The 16262-nt window shown below is 39.4% G+C and carries 16 protein-coding genes; 1 reads left to right on the top strand and 15 read right to left on the bottom strand.

The window, feature by feature from the left end; all coding sequences use genetic code 11:
• Positions 1 to 92: 92 nt before the first annotated feature.
• The 11 genes from L1999_RS05725 to L1999_RS05675 form a co-directional block, all read right to left on the bottom strand.
• A complete protein-coding gene (locus tag L1999_RS05725; RefSeq protein WP_235742676.1) occupies positions 93 to 911 on the bottom strand; it encodes a 5'-nucleotidase, lipoprotein e(P4) family in 819 nt (272 codons plus the stop codon).
• 275 nt (positions 912 to 1186) lie between these two features.
• The gene (locus L1999_RS05720; protein WP_235742675.1) at positions 1187 to 2506 is read right to left on the bottom strand and encodes an MFS transporter; all 1320 of its coding nucleotides are present in this window, start codon (positions 2504 to 2506) and stop codon (positions 1187 to 1189) included.
• A gap of 84 nt (positions 2507 to 2590) precedes the next feature.
• Positions 2591 to 3586 carry a 3-hydroxybutyryl-CoA dehydrogenase gene (locus L1999_RS05715; RefSeq protein WP_235742674.1) on the bottom strand — a complete coding sequence of 332 codons (996 nt, stop codon included), beginning with the start codon at positions 3584 to 3586 and terminating at the stop codon, positions 2591 to 2593.
• On the bottom strand, positions 3573 to 4682 hold the full coding sequence (locus L1999_RS05710) for an NAD/NADP octopine/nopaline dehydrogenase family protein (protein WP_235742673.1): 1110 nt from the start codon (positions 4680 to 4682) through the stop codon (positions 3573 to 3575). The genes L1999_RS05715 and L1999_RS05710 overlap by 14 nt, the downstream gene beginning before the upstream one ends.
• Positions 4679 to 5152 (bottom strand): GlcG/HbpS family heme-binding protein, encoded by a 474-nt coding sequence (locus tag L1999_RS05705; RefSeq protein WP_235742672.1) that lies wholly within the window; start codon positions 5150 to 5152, stop codon positions 4679 to 4681. The genes L1999_RS05710 and L1999_RS05705 overlap by 4 nt, the downstream gene beginning before the upstream one ends.
• A 2-nt stretch (positions 5153 to 5154) precedes the next feature.
• Positions 5155 to 5481 (bottom strand): 2Fe-2S iron-sulfur cluster-binding protein, encoded by a 327-nt coding sequence (locus L1999_RS05700; protein WP_235742671.1) that lies wholly within the window; start codon positions 5479 to 5481, stop codon positions 5155 to 5157.
• A gap of 48 nt (positions 5482 to 5529) precedes the next feature.
• Entirely contained in the window at positions 5530 to 6444 is a 915-nt protein-coding gene (locus L1999_RS05695) for a catechol 2,3-dioxygenase (protein WP_235742670.1), read from the bottom strand.
• Between the two features lie 84 nt (positions 6445 to 6528).
• Positions 6529 to 6912, bottom strand: a complete 384-nt coding sequence (locus tag L1999_RS05690; RefSeq protein WP_235742669.1) for a VOC family protein — start codon at positions 6910 to 6912, stop codon at positions 6529 to 6531.
• A 72-nt stretch (positions 6913 to 6984) separates the two neighbouring features.
• Positions 6985 to 8394 (bottom strand): amidase, encoded by a 1410-nt coding sequence (locus L1999_RS05685; protein ID WP_235742668.1) that lies wholly within the window; start codon positions 8392 to 8394, stop codon positions 6985 to 6987.
• 137 nt (positions 8395 to 8531) lie between these two features.
• On the bottom strand, positions 8532 to 9809 hold the full coding sequence (locus L1999_RS05680; RefSeq protein ID WP_235742667.1) for a Rieske 2Fe-2S domain-containing protein: 1278 nt from the start codon (positions 9807 to 9809) through the stop codon (positions 8532 to 8534).
• Between the two features lie 376 nt (positions 9810 to 10185).
• Positions 10186 to 11421 carry a dipeptidase gene (locus L1999_RS05675; protein WP_235742666.1) on the bottom strand — a complete coding sequence of 412 codons (1236 nt, stop codon included), beginning with the start codon at positions 11419 to 11421 and terminating at the stop codon, positions 10186 to 10188.
• Between the two features lie 376 nt (positions 11422 to 11797).
• On the opposite strand from L1999_RS05675, the gene L1999_RS05670 reads away from it, so the two are divergent.
• A complete protein-coding gene (locus L1999_RS05670; protein ID WP_235742665.1) occupies positions 11798 to 13729 on the top strand; it encodes a XylR N-terminal domain-containing protein in 1932 nt (643 codons plus the stop codon).
• A 103-nt stretch (positions 13730 to 13832) separates the two neighbouring features.
• On the opposite strand, the gene L1999_RS05665 is transcribed toward L1999_RS05670, so the two are convergent.
• The 4 genes from L1999_RS05665 to L1999_RS05650 all read right to left on the bottom strand — a co-directional run bounded on the left by L1999_RS05665 (position 13833) and on the right by L1999_RS05650 (position 16237).
• Positions 13833 to 14195: a hypothetical protein gene (locus L1999_RS05665; RefSeq protein ID WP_235742664.1), complete on the bottom strand. Its 363-nt coding sequence runs from the start codon at positions 14193 to 14195 to the stop codon at positions 13833 to 13835.
• 14 nt (positions 14196 to 14209) lie between these two features.
• A complete protein-coding gene (locus L1999_RS05660) occupies positions 14210 to 14698 on the bottom strand; it encodes a flavin reductase family protein (RefSeq protein WP_235742663.1) in 489 nt (162 codons plus the stop codon).
• Positions 14699 to 14733: 35 nt separating this feature from the next.
• Positions 14734 to 15021 (bottom strand): hypothetical protein, encoded by a 288-nt coding sequence (locus tag L1999_RS05655; protein WP_235742662.1) that lies wholly within the window; start codon positions 15019 to 15021, stop codon positions 14734 to 14736.
• 88 nt (positions 15022 to 15109) lie between these two features.
• Positions 15110 to 16237: an acyl-CoA dehydrogenase family protein gene (locus L1999_RS05650; RefSeq protein WP_235742661.1), complete on the bottom strand. Its 1128-nt coding sequence runs from the start codon at positions 16235 to 16237 to the stop codon at positions 15110 to 15112.
• Positions 16238 to 16262 lie beyond the last annotated feature (25 nt).

Below are 16262 nucleotides of genomic sequence, written 5' to 3'. Positions count from 1 at the left end.
CTTTTTTTTATACATTAAACTAGTCTGTTGATTTCCGCTCCAATCAACATAGTGTGCAAAATTTATTCATCATCCACCTTTTGGGTCAGCTTCTACCTTTTATAAATTTCTAATTGCTGTTTTCTTAGTTTGTCCTTTTCTTCGTTTGTTTTTCTATAGTCGTATTGGTAAATCGCACCCTCCCAATCACCGTACATTGGGTTAGGGAAAACGATCAGTTTACGGCCAAACTCCGCTTGGCGTTTGGCTGCCTCTTGAGATCTCTCAGAAACCGATAAACCCTCAAACCCGCTAAAATCACCTAAATTGTCACCAAAGTACAAAAGAACGTCGTGAGTTTTTGCGACTTGGATTCGTCGAGTTTCCTTTCCCTTTTCACCAGGCTGTTGTAATAATACATGCTCACTATTAACTTGAGGAGCACCTGCATTTATTAAATTTTTCATGGTTGGTTCTTTTTGTGCTTCGTTGCGGTTAGATATGTAGAAAATAGCTACTCCCCGTGCATTGGCATATTGCAGAAATTCTATTGCTCCTGGCAAGGCCTTTGCTTCTCCACGGTTAAACCATCCATTCCAGCCGAACGGGATTCCTTTGCCATAAAGAACAAACCACGCCTGATGAGGACTGTTATCAAGTATTGTCTCGTCAATGTCAAGGACGATGGCAGGTTTTAAGACAGATGTTTTGGGACGGTTTTTTAACAACTCATCTAATCGCACTCTGCCCAGGTTATACCCTTGATAATATAATGCTTTTGCCTCTGCTGAGTTTTGAAACCAAAGTACGGACATGGTATTTTGCTCATACAAGTTTTGTGAAGGGCTGCCTTGTGTTTCAGCCTTTACCGTAATACCGTTAATAAAAAGTCCTAGTAAAACAAGGACCATCCAAATAATCTTCCCTTTCATTTATGATACCCTCCTTGAATGTTTGACCAATATTAGTATGTGAAAGAAGGATAAAACCTACGTATTTTAAATTGGAAAATTATCATTTAAAAAAATAAAGGCTGTCCCTTTAATATCTGAATGTAAATTCTTCTAAATGAAACGTTAGTTAAGCAAAAAAAAAGGAGCTGCTACGCAGTTCCTTTTTCCAGCCATTTTAACAGAAACAATTTCTCTTTGAAATCTAGAAAATTTTTCATTCTTAAGGTCTTTTATATTAAAAAAGCGATTGGTGATTATATCGTCGAGGAAACCGCACTTAGTTCAGTAACAGCATTGTCCTCTTCCTGCTCAGGGTATGATTTGACTAAAAGAGAAGCGCTAAAGGTAATGATCGCAGCGAAAATAATATAGAAGCTAATCGCATAAGTAGTGCCAAATTGATGCAACAAAAACGTACAAATTAACGGCGCGATCCCTCCGGCAATAATCGATCCTAGCTGGGACCCTAAGGATAGGCCGCTATACCTTAGCCTTGCAGGGAAACTTTTGGCAACAAAGGCACCCTGGGGACCAACTTGCATACTGTGGGGAATCATTGCCAATGCTGTTGCCAGGAAAACAATCATTGGAACTCCCGTATTAATAAGTCGAATGTATGGGAAAGCCCATAAAAGAGTGGCCACAACACCAATCAAATACATTCTTCTAATACCAAATTTATCTGCCAAATAACCAAAGAGCGGAATACAAATTGCCATTACCACGCCACCTGCAGTATTGGCATTGACTAGAAACTGCTTATTCATCGTAAACTTTTCCATTGCATAATTAATTATCAACACAGTGTATACATAAAATGGACCGTTTTCAGATAGTCTTACTAAAGCGGCTAAAAGAATCTCTTTAGGATGATTCCTGATTACCTCTAATACCGGTAAGCGGGAAACTTGGTTCCCCTCTTGAACTTTTTGAAATGATGGAGTCTCAGGAATTTTTGCGCGGATAATCAATCCGACAATGAGAAGGACAAAACTAAACAGAAATGGGATGCGCCATCCCCACGTATAGAATCCGTTACCGGATATAGTCATAAACACTGAAACCATAATGGACGATACTAAAAGTCCAGCGGAAACACCCATCTGCGGCCAGCTTGCCATAAGAGCCTGTCTTTTCTTTTGTCCCCATTCCATTGAAAGGAGGACAGAACCGCCCCACTCGCCGCCTACGCCTATCCCTTGAATTAAACGCAATATCACAATCAAGGTTGGTGCCCATAATCCAATTTTGTCATAGGTCGGCAGCAACCCAATCGCTAAACTGCTTAATCCCATTAAAAACATCGTTAACACAAGGGCTGTTTTACGGCCAATACGGTCTCCAAAATGACCAAAAATGGCAGCTCCAATCGGTCGTGCAATAAAACCGATGGCAAATGCGCCAAAGGATTGCAACATGGCTAAATAAGGATCAGCCGAAGGAAAGAATATTTTTGGAAAAATCAATGCGGAAGCTGTAGCATAAAGAAAGAAGTCATACCATTCAATAACTGAACCGATCGTTGCAGCAACAGCTGCTCTTGTTCTCATTTTTTGATTTGTTTTACTTGACATTTATATCCCCCTAAAATGGTTTAATCACAGACTTATAATTTAATATCTAACTACTCTGTAAGTTAAATTGAGACTTTTTCAAGATTAAAGTACATGTTCTTTAGGAGCGCTAATAAGTCCAAGATGTTTTAACAAATCAATAAATTTTTTCAAAGTTTCCAGTTGGTAATCGTCTACCATAGTATCATCAAAATGGTAAAAACCTGTTTTGGTTTTTAAGCCAATATTTCCACTTTTCATCTTTTCTATGACAATCGCGGGTGGTGAAAAACGGTCGGAATTTAATGATTGTTTTAAATAATGACTAGCATGGAAAAGTGTGTCAGCCCCTCCCCAATCAATAAATTCTAAAAGTCCTAACACTGCAAACCGAAGCCCAAAGCCAATCCGGGACGCTTTATCAATATCCTCTGCCGATGCAACTCCCTCTTCCACAAGCCGTGCTGCCTCATTCATGGCAAGAGCCTGTATTCTTGGCACAATAAACCCTGGAGATGGTCCACATTTCACCGGCACTTTCCCAATGATTTCAAGCAGTTGAACCATCTGATCAAGCTTTTCTTCACTCGTTTCGCTCCCATGACTTACTTCCACGAGCGGGATTAAGTAGGCAGGATTTAACCAATGTGTATTCAAAAATCGCTCTTTATGGGTGACAAATTCAGCTAATTCATTTACTAAAAAAGAAGAAGTTGTCGATGCAATCAAGGCGTCTTTTGAAGCTGCTGCACAAATCCTACTGAACACTTCTTTCTTTATTGCTGCAACTTCCGGGACTGCTTCAAAAATGATGTTTGCTTTATTCCAAATACCCGGCTGTTCATCCATACTATACACTTTGATCCGTTGGGTAATATACGGGACCATTTCCTTCGGTACTACATCGGAAACGGACAGAATTTGCAAATGGTTGTTTATTTCAGCCATGACAGCTGACGTTAATTCCTCAAATTCTTCCCGATTTCTTTTTTTGATATCAATCAGCCTAACTTGATGCCCTTGATAAGCAAATGCAACCGCAATTCCTCGGCCCATTCGCCCGGCGCCCGCAATAAAAATGGGATCTTTAGCTGACTTCATAATGGTGCAGTCCCTTGTTCAGAATCTCTTTCAATTCCTCTTTTGTTTTTGATGCCAGGTTAAGATTCTCCAATGTTCTTCCTGTGGTTCGCAAATCCTCACCAATCACTGCTGATGCGATTTGTAACAGCCCAGCTGCCGTTGGAACAGGAACACCTAACCATTCTCCCAATGAAACGAGAAAGGCTAATCCGCAGGCAATATCCTCTCTCATATATCGATGTTTGTTTAAATTCAGCGGCTCAAACCAATCCTTTCCATCCACGAGTTTATCATGGGCCCCATTCCCATACATCCATTCTTCTCCCTCTACATTATAATGATCATCAAGCGGAAAATGCGGCGCTAAATAGCCCAAAGCCTCACGTACCCTCACTCTTTCTTCATCTAATACCTTATGAACATTTCGTATCGATGGTTGAGTTCCTTCATTATGAATATCCCACCGATCAAAATGCTCGATTGGGCCGGCATTCATTAAAATGAGCGGAGGGTGGATGATCGAACCGGCATTCATTAAAGCGCCATCTAGTGCATCTTGAATCGGCTCAATGGCTGGAAACGCTATCTTTAAAATTTCCAATGCATCATCTGATTGATTACTTGGGAATACACCTGTTGGAAGACGGGTCGCCCTCCCTGAAATCGAAACCGATTGTTCATCGTATTTCCTGGCCAGATATGGGAGGGTACCAGTCTCGGCAAAACTTACCTTTGCTTTACAACCTTCTTCGCCCAATACTTTGGCCATCAGGAAACTGCCAAATGTTCCGGGCGGCAAGAAAAGAACTTGTCCATCTTCAAGTACGGGTGCCAGCTGCTTCGCCAAAGCCTGCTGGGCGAAAGCCGGAAGTGGGATCACGATTAGCTTTGCTCCTTGGATAACCTCCTTTATATCAGTGCTTGCCAGACTTAAGGAAACCACTCTAGAACCGTTGTGATCTTTTAAAATAATCTGCTGTTTTGCCAGTACTTCCTGAAATGCTTCTGCATCCCTTCTCCACAGCCTTACCTCATGGCCCTTTTCAGTTAAATCTACTGCGGCTGCATAGGAGCCGTTTCCACCGCCAAGTACAGCAATTTCCAATGACTTCATCCCCATTCTCGATATGATTTATTTACGTTAAAGACTATTTCTTCTTTTTGACAATCTTCCTCAAATACTTTTAAACCTATAAGCGCACATTGGAGATCTTGATCAGCTGTACCGCCTGAAACCCCTATTCCTCCAACAATTATCCCTTTGAAAATTAGTGGAATTCCTCCCCCAAATACGACTAGTCTATCTGTATGGACAATTCCGGTTAATAAGGCCGGGTCGTCTTTAATCATCGAATACCATTCATGGGTGGGTTTACCAAAGGCCGCAGATGTATAAGCTTTGTTTTGCGCAATTGTTCCACTAAGCAAGGGAGCTTCATCCATCCGAATGAATGCCTTTAAATTTGACCCTTCATCTACTACTGCCACATTGATTGTAATTTGTAATTTTTCCGCTTCGCTCGTAACGGCCTCGAGAATTCTTAAAGCTAGTGACTGGGTTAATGCATATTTTTGATATAACATTGTTATTTAGTCTCTATCAAAGCAGCTGGCTGTATAGATTTTTGATAGTCCTCAACTGTAACGAGCTCAACATCGCTCTTAAGAGTCATACAACATGCTAAGGCAAAGGCATTTTCTAAATCTTCATCGGGAAGCGCCTCATGCGATCGAATCAATTCTTGTTTGTATTCACCACTTAATACCTTAACCTTGCATAGGCCACACCCCCCTCGCCTGCATCCAGTTGGAAAAGGTATAAATTCATTTCGAGCTGCTTGAAGAGGCGATTGCTCAGGCAAAGTGTTATATTCAAATTGTTGCCCCCTAGCCTTTAAAGTTACTTTATACATTCGTTTACCCCCTATGTTTTTGCTATTTCCAATAATTCGAAATATATATCAAGTCAACGCCTTCATAAATGATTCTGATAATTCTCTTGCATGATAGAAAATACCAGTTCCAATTTTAGCAGCGTCCCAAGTAATTGTTGGCATATCTGCATAGCTCATATATCCGTTGGCAAAGGCTTCGTTACGATTTCCAGACGGATCAAAGAAATAAATCGTTTCCCCTCTTGAAATACCATGACGGGTAGGGGTGACATCAAATGGAACATTATACATAGACAAAAGATCAGCAGCTTTAAAGACATCATGAACAGAATCAACATGGAATGCTGCATGATGGAGTTTAGCATCAGGCCCCTTAACAAAGGCAATATCATGAGCTTTATTGGTTGTAAATAAGAAACTTCCCAGTAATTCTTCTTCACCTTCCGTTACAACTTTTTCACTTTGCCCAAAATTAAGCGCTTCCACAAAGAATCTAGTAACCGTTTTCAAATCATTTCCCGTTAATAGAATATGATCTAATCGGTGTGGTGCAATTCCTTTCCAGCCTAATGGCCATGGATGAGGATTTCTAAATCCAACGGCGGTTCCAAGGAAACCAATTTCATGATAAAGTTCACAGTGATGGCCTGTTGGTAAAATAAAATGAACAGCTTCCCCTTCAGCTAGTCTTGTATTATTTGAAATTCTTGTCGTTGTACATCCAAACTCTTCGACTTTCTTCTCGTAATAAGCTAAATCATCCATTGTCTCAACTTTAAAGGCCATATGTGCTAATCCAGGAGAATTTGATTTTGTCAAAATAACACTATGATGATCAAACTCATCCCATGCTTTTAAATAGACACTGTCACCCATACGACCTGTTTCTTCTAAACCAATAATATTTGTATAGTAGTCTACTGATTTTTCTAAGTCCAAGACTTTTAATTCTACTCGACCAATACGTAATACTCTCCCCATCCTATTTCCTCCTGCTCAAAAGTTATTTAAAGAGATAACATCTAGCTTGTATTCTTTTAAATCAAAATCACTTTCAAAAATGGGCTATAAACGTTCAACAAGTTGTAGTAATTCTCGGTTTGGCCCCCAAAATAAGATCATTCGCCCCCCTTCAAGGGTGGATTTAACTTCATCAGAAGTAAATTTTATATTTTTTTCTTTTAAATAGTTTATTGTCGTTTCAATATCTTCTACCGTGAATGCAAGATGATTTACGATTCCATTTTCGCTATTTTCAATCGTTACGTTCATCTCTTGTATTAATTCGATCTCTATGTCAGACTGTGATTCAAGAAATAAGAAAGCCATTTCTCTATCCGGCTTACTTCCGCGAAGGCGAACCCTAAACCCAAATATTTCCGAATAAAATTGAATGGACTGCTCCAAGTCCTTAACGATTATAGCTACATGCTCCATTTTACTAATCATAGTTTGTTCTCCTAACCACTTATCTACATTTCGAATTAGTACTGTCGCTGATTCTTAAGGGCATGAAGGAAGCTAAACCGCTTCCCTTGTAAATTTGTTTTTTAATGCCTTGAACCAATCCTCTGACTGCTCATAGCAATCACCGACTTGCAACAGCCTTCGCTCTGTGAAAGGTTTTCCAATGAATTGCAGTCCAACAGGAAGGTTTTCTGTTGTGAATCCACATGGAACCGATAAAGCGGGGAAGCCCAAAATATTTGCAAGCGGAGTTTTCCCCAGTGTAAACATGTTGCTAATAGCCATTTCTGGAACCATTGTACCGATTTCAAATGGTATTTTAACATTCGTCGGTCCAATTAAAGCATCAAGACCACTCAATTGTTTGAGAGTTTTTCTAACGAACTGATCTCTTCTTCTTTGAGCATGAATATAAGTGGCGGCTGAAACTTCACTTCCATATTCAAAGCGATACTTTAAATCATCTCCATATAGATGACTAAATTTCTTTAACATTGGCTTATGAACAGAGACAACCTCTGCTTGTGCAATAGCCTTAAGAGCATCTAAAGCTTGTTCGATTCCAGGCAGATCAATTGGCACAATTTCTGCTCCAAGCAATTCTAATTGACGAAAGGCTTGTTCAATGACATTCTTAACTCCATCATCTATCCCTGAGAACATATATGGCTCGTAAAAACCAAACTTTACGCCTTTTAAATCGGTTAATGGTTTAAATAATATTGAATCATTTCTTTTTAACGTTGAAGGGTCTCTAGGATCGTGCCCTTTCATAACTTCAAGCATAATTGCAGCATCCTTTACCGTCCTTGTCATCGGGCCAACATGGTCCAATGACCAACTGAAAGGTAGACAGCCAGCCCTGCTAACCAAACCATAGGTCGGTTTTAATCCGACAGTTCCGCACATTGCTGCTGGGAGGCGAATGGAACCTGCTGTATCAGTACCCACCGCTCCAAAGGCCATACCCGTTGCAGTTGCTACTGCAGATCCGCCACTTGAACCTCCGGGAATTCTAGTGCCATCCCAAGGATTTTTGGTACTTCCATAATGCGGATTTTCTGTAGTTGCCCCCATTGCGAATTCATGCAAGTTTGCCTTCCCAATGATAATAGCACCAGCTTCTCTTAATTTTTGAACCGCTGCAGCATCTTCGTCAGGGATCCATCCTTCAAAAATTTTAGAGCCGCTGGTCGTTCGAACACCCATTGTTTGCAAAATATCTTTTACAGCAATAGGAATCCCATGCAATGGTCCCCTAATTTGATCATTCTCCATCTCTCTTTCAAGCTGTTTCGCCTGAACCATTGCCTCTTCCGCCATAACAGTAATGAAGGCATTTAACCTAGGTTCATGTTCGTGAATTTGGTTGATGGTTAATTGCGTCAATTCGACTGGTGATAACTGATTATTTTTAATATGAGTCACTACCGTTTCAATCGGCTCAAAGAGAATATCAGTCATTGTCTGAAACCTCATAACTTTCTAGATTAAAAGAAAAGGCAGGTTCTACGTTGACAATATCTATTTCCCCATCATCTAGAATCATTTTCAAATACTCATCTAAGGACATCCAACCCCTGCTTTCGCTATAAGTTTTATCAAGATTTTACTGTCGCACTTTTTTGAAACTGTTCTTTCATTGGAAAGGCTTCTTGCCAAGTTTTATGGTTTTCATCATAGATACCGTCACTGAACAATGTTTTTAATGAATCATTATCTAACTGGAGCGGCTCCATTCCTTCTTGGAAAGCTTTGACTTGTTGAAGCAATAGACGTCGCATATGGATAATCGGTAAATCACTTGTTCCAAGATGCTCTTTTGAACGATCCACTATGGCTCCCATGGTTTCAGTTGCAGCATGATCCTGATTGGCTATTCCGCGAATGCCGGTAAAGTTTCCTGTTTTTTGTAACTCACGGCTTTGTTCATACTCATTTTCAATGTTAATTCGTTTTTTGAAATTCTCATCTAACCGTAAGCCGCGACGCTCATAATTTGCTTTTACATCAATCGGACGATTGTGGGCAAATTGTACATCCCAAGACCATGTACTGTAGTCATCTCTCGGAATAAATGCGTGCCACATACCATCCTCACCGCCAAATCTAGGGGGAAATGTATAAAATGGAAAGATAAAATGAATTTCCATAAATGCATTTTCGGTTTCATTCCCAATCCCGACAGCCACGCAGCGTTTCCCATAATTTGCGTCTTCAACATCTTGTTTTACAGGCGGATTCCTCACAAGTGGATGGTCAGGATCAATTCCTAAATCCGTACTTAAAATCCCTTCACCCGTTTCCTGTTTTCCATGTGCTTTATGAAGAAAAGCGGCATGTACATAGTCTAGATCATTTTCCATTACCTGAGCGTAATTACATTCCTGCCATACACGTTCAGCCATTGTATTTTCATCTGGCAATCCCACCCAATAAAATTCAGGAAATGGAGGCTGTTTCTCAAGCGGCCCCATATAAGTCCAGACAATCCCTTTTACCTCTTTTACAGGATAGTTTTTTATCTTGATTTTTGTCCTAAACTTTGGATCGCCTTCTTCGGATGGGATTTCTGTACAATCGCCATTCGTATCAAATTTCCAACCGTGGTACATACAGCGGATTCCACATCCTTCATTAATCCCATAGTAAAGTGAAGTTCCGCGATGAGGACAACTTTCTTCAATTAGCCCAACAGTTCCTTCAGTATCCCGAAAAGCAATTAGCTCCTCGCCAAGCAGTTTGACCCGTTGTGGTTTACCATCACTTTTTAATTCATCTGACTTTAGTGCAGGAAGCCAATATCGACGAAATAATTCACCCATTGGTGTACCTGGTCCCGTGCGTGTTAATAAATGATTATCTTCTTTTGATAACATGCAAAAATCCCCCTATTTGTGAATCTTTCAAAAATTCTAATTTCCACTACTGACATATTAATAAATCTCGGCATACCAAAACAACTTAAGTTTAGGTCTAAAATTTTCAATATTACAACCGATTCGTACAGTATGGCATCATCACTCAATATTAAAGGTTAAATCCTTAAAATCTTTTGATAAAAAAAACATCTCCACCAAACAGAGATGTTCAAGTAATTTATTAAAGATTCATCTTTTCCGTGAAGCAAATAATACCAAATAATATTAAGATTACTAGGATTGAAAGGATTACATACATTCCCCGAAAATGACAATTGGAACCATCATTCCTGTTTAAAAACGGGACTATTCCCATCTTCGTACTTGATACCCTTTAGTTTAAAATTTCTCTTAAAACCCGCAATGCATTTCCGCCAATAATTTTTTGAATATCTTGAATTTTATAGTTATGTTTAATCATCCATTTGATCATATTTTTCATTGCTTCTGTCGGATTTTCTAAACCTTTAACATATGGAGATTCTTCAAAACTTTCTCCATGTGATTCACTAAGGGACAACATGTCGTCAAATGCGTGTTGCAGCCCGACATGATCTCCAAAAAATGTATCGGGCCCAAGTCCAACATGGTCAATTCCTACAAGATCAATTAGGTATTCTAAATGTTCCATAACGGACTCAATGCTATGCTCATTAGGATTTTTAGATGACAGCGTAGTATTGGGCGCTGCACAGACGCCGATTATTCCGCCTTTAGATGCACAGGTCTTTAATACCTCATCAGATTTCATTCTTGGAGAGTTCCAGATTGCACGCGCACCCGCATGTGTAATAAAGACAGGGGCTCGACTTGCTTCAATAACATCCAGGCTTGTCTGATCGCCACAATGAGAGATATCAATTACCATTCCCAGCACATTCATTCTTTCCACTACTTTGGAACCAAATTTAGTTAATCCGCTGTCATTTTTTTCGATTAGACCTGATCCTAATGTATTTGCTTCATTATAGGTAATGCCCATGCAGCGAACCCCTAATCCATATAAAACATCTACACGGTCCACTTCATTCTCTAAAATACTTGCTGCTTCCAATGCGGGCAGAATCGCGATTCGCTTTGTCTTTTTTGCCTCAGTTAAATCATGATAATTTTTAGCAATATATGCAGTATTTTGTTTAGTAATATCACAATATCTAATGCCTAATGTTAAAATCACGTCATCCCACTTTAATCCATTTGATGATGTCAAAATAGAGATTCCATCCATGAAGTTTTCGAATAGTACATCTATTCCCGATATGGCTAATCCTTCGTAATCATACACTGTATGGAGTTGACGACAATACGGAATAATATCTTCTTGGTTCTTAGGAACTACAAAACCATGATCTCTAAGGGACACAATTGGGTAGTATTTCAATAACGTTTCAAAAATCCTTTCTTGATCTTCTCTTAGTTTTATCTCTTCTGTCTGTCGATATTTTTCTGACTGCGGCAATCCGAAAGGTTTGTAATGTTTTCCTGGAATTAAGTATTGAAAAGAGTTGTATCCATCAAAGTTTTTTACAATCCTATTTTTTAACACACTTTTTTGCAGCGTCTTATACATTTTCTTCCCCCCAAGATATTTCGTATTTTGAACACCTTTATTTTCAACACTTTTCCTGCAACAAAAGCTTCATGCTTTTTAACTTTTAAAATATTTAGAAGATTCATTTCTCACGTACATACTATTAATAAAATGAAAAGAATACAATTTATTTTCAGGTTGGAAAAATTGATTTTTTACAACCGAATCATCCAGTACCTACCATTTCAATAAGTTTTAATGTAAGTTCATCATATATGTTCAATGCCAAAAATCCTTTGCTTATATACTGTAGTAGGAAAATTTCAATTATTCTGTATTAATGTGTTGTATAATAATGAGGTGATTTAATTCATTTGTTATACTAGTTTTGTTTTTTTATACGGGGAGGTTTCCAATGTCTACAAAAAAAGCAAACACTATTACCTTAAGCGATTTATTTGGCGTTGATACCAAGAAGAATAACTTTCTACAGTCTCAAAGAATGTTTATTTCTAGTGCAGATGCTTGGGGAGCCTTAATCAAGGATTTAGTTTTGGCACTCGGAATAGAACGAGCAAAACATTTTTTATTACGTTATGGATATCAGTGTGGGAAACATGAGGCCATGATGTTAAAAAATATGTTTAATTGGGAAAATACGAAGGAATGGATCATGGGCGGTGTTACCATGCATGGTTTATCAGGCCGTTCCACATCCGTTCCCATAAAGGCCAATATTAATCCAGAAACAAAAGAATTTGATGTAGAAGGTTTCTGGCATAATTCTTATGAAGCCAAACAATACTTACAACATTTTCCTGTTCATTCTGAGCCAGTTTGCTATTTTTTAGAAGGGTATGCTAGCGGTTATTGCAGTACTTCTTTAGGCAAAAAAGTTGTTTTTAAAGAAGTTGAATGTATCGGTAAGGGTGATCCGCATTGTCATTTCGTAGGAAAGACACTGGATTTATGGGGAGACGAAATTTCTCCCGAAGAGGTTGATTACGCACGAGAAGATATTGGAGATGAGTTAGACCGGGCTTATAAACGAATTGAAAGGCAAAGTGAAATTCTTAAACGCGGGAATTTGATAAGTAACCAATTAACTCAAATTGTCTTACAAGGAAAAGGGCTAGATTCGATTGCTCAAACACTTGGACGAAGCCTTGGCTACGGCATTGTTATATCCAATAAGCATTTTGAAACGATTACAGAATATGGACAAGCGGTCGACTATTCTCTAAAAGACATGGTTGAAAATCAGCATATATTTAACGCCTCTGACAGAAAAAAAATCAATGAAATGATTACGAATCGAATAACCATTCAGCTAAATTCTTTAGAAGAACATGGTCTTTTACATTATCCGTTAATTACCCCAATTATTGTCCAAAACGATGTTTATGGATATATATCAATAATTAAAAAATCGAAGGAAATTGAAGAACTTGAATCCTCTTTAATAGAACGGGCAGCAAATATTTGCGCTCTCCATATCTTAAATGAAAAAACAGCGATTGATACAGAACAACGAATGAAAGGGGAATTACTAGACGAAATCATTCTTCAGAATAAACTAGATTCTAACATTATGAAAAAACTAACCTTTTTAGGATATAATCTTAATAAACCTCATTATTTGTTTATTTTCCGCTTACAAAATCAAGACTATCAACAAACCGAATCTTTAGATGCAGAAAAAGATTTTATTACTAATATCCTGAGAAAATATACCGCTATTGCAAAAGAAAATATGCTCGTTTCCAATTCGTTTGAACAAATTCAGGCACTAATCTCCGAAGAATTTTTATCTTCACATAATTGGAATCCTAAAAAATTTGGAGATATCGTTTTGAAAGAGGTTAAGAAAAAGTTTCCTTCTTCCCAATTATTAATCGGAATAAGTAACATTTGCACCCAAATTACTGAAATTAATGAAGGGTATAAACAAGCTAAAAAAGCGTTGGAAATTACTCAATTTAATAATCAGAAACAACAAGTCATTTTATTTTCATCCATTGGACATATTTCCATTTTATTAGATGCACGAAATCCAAAAGAATTGGAGAACTATGCAGATCAAATTCTAGGTGCGATTTATGCTTATGATGTTGAGAAATCAGCGGAACTATTAAAAACTCTTTATTTTTATTTGAATAATGAATGTAATTTGCATAAAACAGCACGTTGCATGAATTTTTCAATTGGCGGAATGCGTTACCGCCTTGCTAGTTTAAAAGAGCGATTTAACATAGATATGATGAATTCTAATACCCGCCGTGAAGTCCAAATGGCCTTAGACATCTATCTAGCATTTGGCAAACTCACATCGATTCATTTAGATTAAGAAAGATAAGGAGGGGGCAATCTCTTTCATGACTGCCCCCTCTTTTCGTATATAAACGAAGAGAAACAAGACTTTTTCTCTTCGTTTTCTTTTCTATATTTATTTATTGTTCCAGCAAGAAAAATGGTCGTCCAATGGATGCTTCTAGTCGAAAATAGCGGTCAAGGCCTGTTGCTCGGAAAGAATGAGTCATATCTGCAACCGTTTGCAAATCAGGCACATTGTATAAAAAGCATGCGTGCCAAAATGTCGGGCCCGAATGACCCGCTGTTAAAATATCACGATCGAAGGTTCCAAGTAACTCCGAGCCATTGCTTCCCCACTCTTCTAAAACAGTTTTCAACTGTGGTAAAAGTTCTTTTTCCTTTTGTTGTTGTGTCGTATCAAACCAGCCAGTTGATTCAAATGTAATGAATACTCGAAGCGGGCTTGGCACTTGAGGTGCTCCGTGCTTAATCTCTCCCATTTATATTCCTCCTTCTATTTGATTACTTGTTCTTCCTTTTTCATTTGGCCAATCTTTCCACGGAAAAATAACAGCGGACTCTTTTCTTCATCATAGGAAACGGCTTCGACCTTTCCTGTTACAATAATGTGGTCTCCTCCTTCAAGCAGTTCCGCTACGGTGCATTCAAGCGTAGCAAGATTATCATTTAAAACAGGAATGCCATGACTTGATAAGGTATAACTTGAATTCGCAAACTTATCTTCTGATCTTTTTGCGAATCTCCAGCATTCTTCTTCCTGTCCTTCCTGAAGAATGTTAACGACAAAGGAATGCCCCTGTTTAAAAGCCGATAAACTACCAGCCTTTTTATCAATACAAACTAGGATTAACGGCGGGTCTAATGAAAGCGATGAGAATGCATTGGCTGTTAAACCAATTAATTCTTCTTCATTCTTAGTTGTAATAACCGTTACCCCAGTTGCAAAATGTCCAAGTGTGTTTCTAAATTGACGCGGATCCATGTACTTTCCTCCTATAGATTAATTTTTCCCAAGAGTCAACCTACCTCTTTTTCCCTTCGATTTGCCAAAAATAATTCCAGACTATTTTTAACTCCGCCTTTACCAAACTTTTTAATTTGATGTTTATGCAAAAAAGTTAAAAATTTAAGAATGGTACCCCTTCTTGATTTAATATCTTGAAATCCATTGAGAAAGAACCAATGATCGATCACATTATAGACACCCCTGTTGATCCCATAACGGTCATTACATAGATCAAAGAAATTTTTATCAGGAAGATTGAAATATAATGGTTCTTTCACAACGCTTAAATTTCGCTCCATTTTACTTTAAACACCTCGTTTCTATAATTTTGAAAACATGCTGTTCTATGCAGAATGGACATCAGGGCTCCAGTGCTGATTAGCAGGATCAGATGTAACCACGCATTGGCGGCACACCCAGGAATACCGAGCCGGCTCCTTCGTACATGCTTTCATTGAGGAATGCGTGCTGTGTCACGACCATCGCGTCGCGCAGATAACGCTGCATTGGGTGCCCGTCGTAGATCGCGGCGGTTCCCGAAAGCAGGTAGGCTGACTGCACAGCGCTTGCGCCTTCACGGGCAGCTTGAGTGGCCGCCAGGCGCAGCATACTTGTTTGTTCAGGAGAAACACCGTCACCCCTTAGGATCGAAGTCCAAACGGAATCAGTGGTCTCATAGAAGAAAGCACGGGCTGATCTTAGTGATGCTTCTGCCTTTGCTAAAGAAATTCGTAAGTAAGCACGATCAGCCATCTTCGGTGCGCCAGTAATGCTCGAACGGCCACCGGCCATTTGAGTCACTTCATCAAGCGCAGCACGGGCTATGCCAAGATTGACCACTGCAAGTACCTGCGCTGCATAAGCGATAGATGGATATTGGTAGATTGGTTCTTCAATAGAAGGCACACCGCCACGGACAAAGGTCCATTCGTCAGAGACAAAGGCGTCTTTCACCCGCAAGTCATGGCTGCCCGTTCCGCGCATCCCGATCACTTCCCAGTTCTCAATGATTTCCACGTCCTCAGGTCTTAGCACAGCGGTAAGTGGTTTGCCACCTTCTCCGGCGCCAATACCGACACCAAGAATGTCTGCACCCTTACAGCCACTTGCGAACCTCCAGAGACCGTTAACAAGCCAGCCACCTTCAACCTTTTCTGCAGGCTGGACCGGAAACAGGCCGCCTGCAAAGGCAACATCCGGACCATTTGCGTAAAGACGTGCAAGCGTATCCTTAGGCAGTGCTGCAAGATAGAGTGAGGCAGAGCCAAAGCTTGCTACCCATCCGGCGGACCCATCAGCTTCGGAGATGGACTCAATCAGTTTGAGAAACTCAGAAGGCGAGAGGGCATCGCCGCCAAAGCAACGCGGTGAGTGAGCACGATAGACACCCAGTTGCTTTAGTTGTTCGACCATGTCCCGAGGCACGTGTCGCTTCGCTTCGAATTCGTCCCGGCGGGTGCGGATTTCAGTTAACACTTGATTGAGCAGGTCTTTACGTTGCATTTCAACAGTCATGTTTTTTCCTCCCTACATCTTTTGT

Source organism: Neobacillus drentensis (genome assembly GCF_021560175.1).
GTDB lineage: Bacteria > Bacillota > Bacilli > Bacillales > Cytobacillaceae > Neobacillus > Neobacillus drentensis_A.
This window is presented reverse-complemented; position numbering and strand designations above follow the sequence as displayed.

Bases quoted from the DNA above. Each gene is read 5' to 3' on its own strand.
- L1999_RS05680 (WP_235742667.1), bottom strand. From the start codon at position 9,809: ATGTTATCAAAAGAAGATAATCATTTATTAACACGCACGGGACCAGGT.
- L1999_RS05700 (WP_235742671.1), bottom strand. From the start codon at position 5,481: ATGTATAAAGTAACTTTAAAGGCTAGGGGGCAACAATTTGAATATAAC.
- L1999_RS05695 (WP_235742670.1), bottom strand. From the start codon at position 6,444: ATGGGGAGAGTATTACGTATTGGTCGAGTAGAATTAAAAGTCTTGGAC.
- L1999_RS05685 (WP_235742668.1), bottom strand. From the start codon at position 8,394: ATGACTGATATTCTCTTTGAGCCGATTGAAACGGTAGTGACTCATATT.
- L1999_RS05690 (WP_235742669.1), bottom strand. From the start codon at position 6,912: ATGATTAGTAAAATGGAGCATGTAGCTATAATCGTTAAGGACTTGGAG.
- L1999_RS05650 (WP_235742661.1), bottom strand. From the start codon at position 16,237: ATGACTGTTGAAATGCAACGTAAAGACCTGCTCAATCAAGTGTTAACT.
- L1999_RS05670 (WP_235742665.1), top strand. From the start codon at position 11,798: ATGTCTACAAAAAAAGCAAACACTATTACCTTAAGCGATTTATTTGGC.
- L1999_RS05720 (WP_235742675.1), bottom strand. From the start codon at position 2,506: ATGTCAAGTAAAACAAATCAAAAAATGAGAACAAGAGCAGCTGTTGCT.
- L1999_RS05705 (WP_235742672.1), bottom strand. From the start codon at position 5,152: ATGTTATATCAAAAATATGCATTAACCCAGTCACTAGCTTTAAGAATT.
- L1999_RS05655 (WP_235742662.1), bottom strand. From the start codon at position 15,021: ATGGAGCGAAATTTAAGCGTTGTGAAAGAACCATTATATTTCAATCTT.
- L1999_RS05710 (WP_235742673.1), bottom strand. From the start codon at position 4,682: ATGAAGTCATTGGAAATTGCTGTACTTGGCGGTGGAAACGGCTCCTAT.
- L1999_RS05715 (WP_235742674.1), bottom strand. From the start codon at position 3,586: ATGAAGTCAGCTAAAGATCCCATTTTTATTGCGGGCGCCGGGCGAATG.
- L1999_RS05725 (WP_235742676.1), bottom strand. From the start codon at position 911: ATGAAAGGGAAGATTATTTGGATGGTCCTTGTTTTACTAGGACTTTTT.
- L1999_RS05665 (WP_235742664.1), bottom strand. From the start codon at position 14,195: ATGGGAGAGATTAAGCACGGAGCACCTCAAGTGCCAAGCCCGCTTCGA.
- L1999_RS05675 (WP_235742666.1), bottom strand. From the start codon at position 11,421: ATGTATAAGACGCTGCAAAAAAGTGTGTTAAAAAATAGGATTGTAAAA.
- L1999_RS05660 (WP_235742663.1), bottom strand. From the start codon at position 14,698: ATGGATCCGCGTCAATTTAGAAACACACTTGGACATTTTGCAACTGGG.